The 1,441-nt window shown below is 59.8% G+C and carries 2 protein-coding genes; both read left to right on the plus strand.

The window, feature by feature from the left end; all coding sequences use genetic code 11:
* Positions 1 to 222 precede the first annotated feature (222 nt).
* Positions 223 to 549 (plus strand): helix-turn-helix domain-containing protein, encoded by a 327-nt coding sequence (locus FDW84_RS19540; RefSeq protein WP_205754769.1) that lies wholly within the window; start codon positions 223 to 225, stop codon positions 547 to 549.
* Positions 546 to 1,400: an IS3 family transposase gene (locus FDW84_RS19545; RefSeq protein WP_205754770.1), complete on the plus strand. Its 855-nt coding sequence runs from the start codon at positions 546 to 548 to the stop codon at positions 1,398 to 1,400. Before FDW84_RS19540 ends, FDW84_RS19545 begins: the two co-directional genes overlap by 4 nt.
* Positions 1,401 to 1,441: the final 41 nt, after the last annotated feature.

Consider the following 1,441-nt stretch of genomic DNA (forward strand, 5'->3'; position numbering starts at 1 on the left):
TGAACTGGTCCCCGGAAGTTGGACTGAGAAATTCAGTTTCGACTTCCGGGGAGCAGTTTTATGCGTGCACGTAGTTCGTTGTCTGAGGTCCAGCGCGAGGCGGCGGTAGCGTGGTTTGAGAAAGGCATTGGGTATCGGGCAGCGGCTCGTTTGCTTGATGCGCCTGGTGTGCCGGTAAGGGCACTATATGGGCGGTGGAGGATTCATGGGCAAGGGGTGCTGGTGAGCAAACCGGCAAAGTCGTACTCGTTTGAGTTCAAGCTGGCCTTAGTGGAGCGGTTCCTCGCGGGCGAGACCGGTCCGGACCTGGCTGTGGAGGCTGGTTTGTCCTCGCGCCAGTTGCTGCAAAAGTGGGTCCGGGCGTATCGCCGTGATGGAGCGGAGGCATTGCGTCCCAAAGCCAAAGGCAGGCCGGCGAAGTCCGCAGCTCCACCTCCACCGGCCGAGTTAACCGAACTGGAACGGTTGCGCCGGGAGAACGAACGGCTGCGCGCGGAGGTGGCGTATCTGGGAAAATTGCGGGCCTTGAGGGCTCAGGAACGACAGTGAAGGTTAAAGCCCTCATTGCCCTCAAGGCTGACTTTCCACTCCCGGTCCTGCTGCTGGTCTCGGGCCTGGCCCGCTCGACGTTCTTTTATCAACAGGCCCGGCTCCGGTCTCCAGATCCGAAGGAAGCATTCAAGGCCGCGGTCACGGAGATCTTCACGACAAACCATGGCCGCTACGGCCACCGCCGGATCCACAGCGAGCTAATCAGGCAAGGGTGGGCGGTTGCGAAGAAGACCGTGCTGAAACTGATGCGCTCACTTCAGCTCTTCTGCAAGGTCCGGCGAAGGAAACGCTATAACTCTTACCAAGGCGGGCAGGGCGTTATTGCCCCGAACCTGCTGAACCGGAAGTTTGATGCTGACGCGCCTAACCAGAAGTGGGTCACGGACGTGACGGAGTTCCGCGTCGGGGACCGGAAGCTCTACCTCTCCCCGGTCATGGACCTCTTCGACCGGCAGATTATCTCCTATTCCGTTGGCAGCTCGCCGAACCTCGCCCTGACCAACAGTTCGCTCCGCAGCGCCCTCGCCTGCCTTGAGCCGGGGCAGCAGCCGCTGGTGCATTCGGATCAAGGCGTCCAATACCAACACGCCTCATGGCGGATCCTTCTCAACGATGCCGGCGCCGCCCAGTCGATGTCCCGCAAGGGCAACTGCTATGACAACGCAGTCATGGAGAACTTCTTCGGACATCTCAAGGAAGAGCTCTTCCATCATGTCCGCTTCCTTAGCACCGATGCCCTGGCAACGGCACTGAACGAGTACATCCACTGGTACAACAACGAAAGAATCTCCACAAAGCTCAAGGGTCTGAGCCCGGTGCAATACCGGGCCCAGACCCTTGCGGCCTAGAATCCCATTTAGCCAGTCCAACTATCGGGGACCAGTTCACG

Source organism: Pseudarthrobacter sp. NamE5 (assembly GCF_005796225.1).
Classification (GTDB): domain Bacteria; phylum Actinomycetota; class Actinomycetes; order Actinomycetales; family Micrococcaceae; genus Arthrobacter.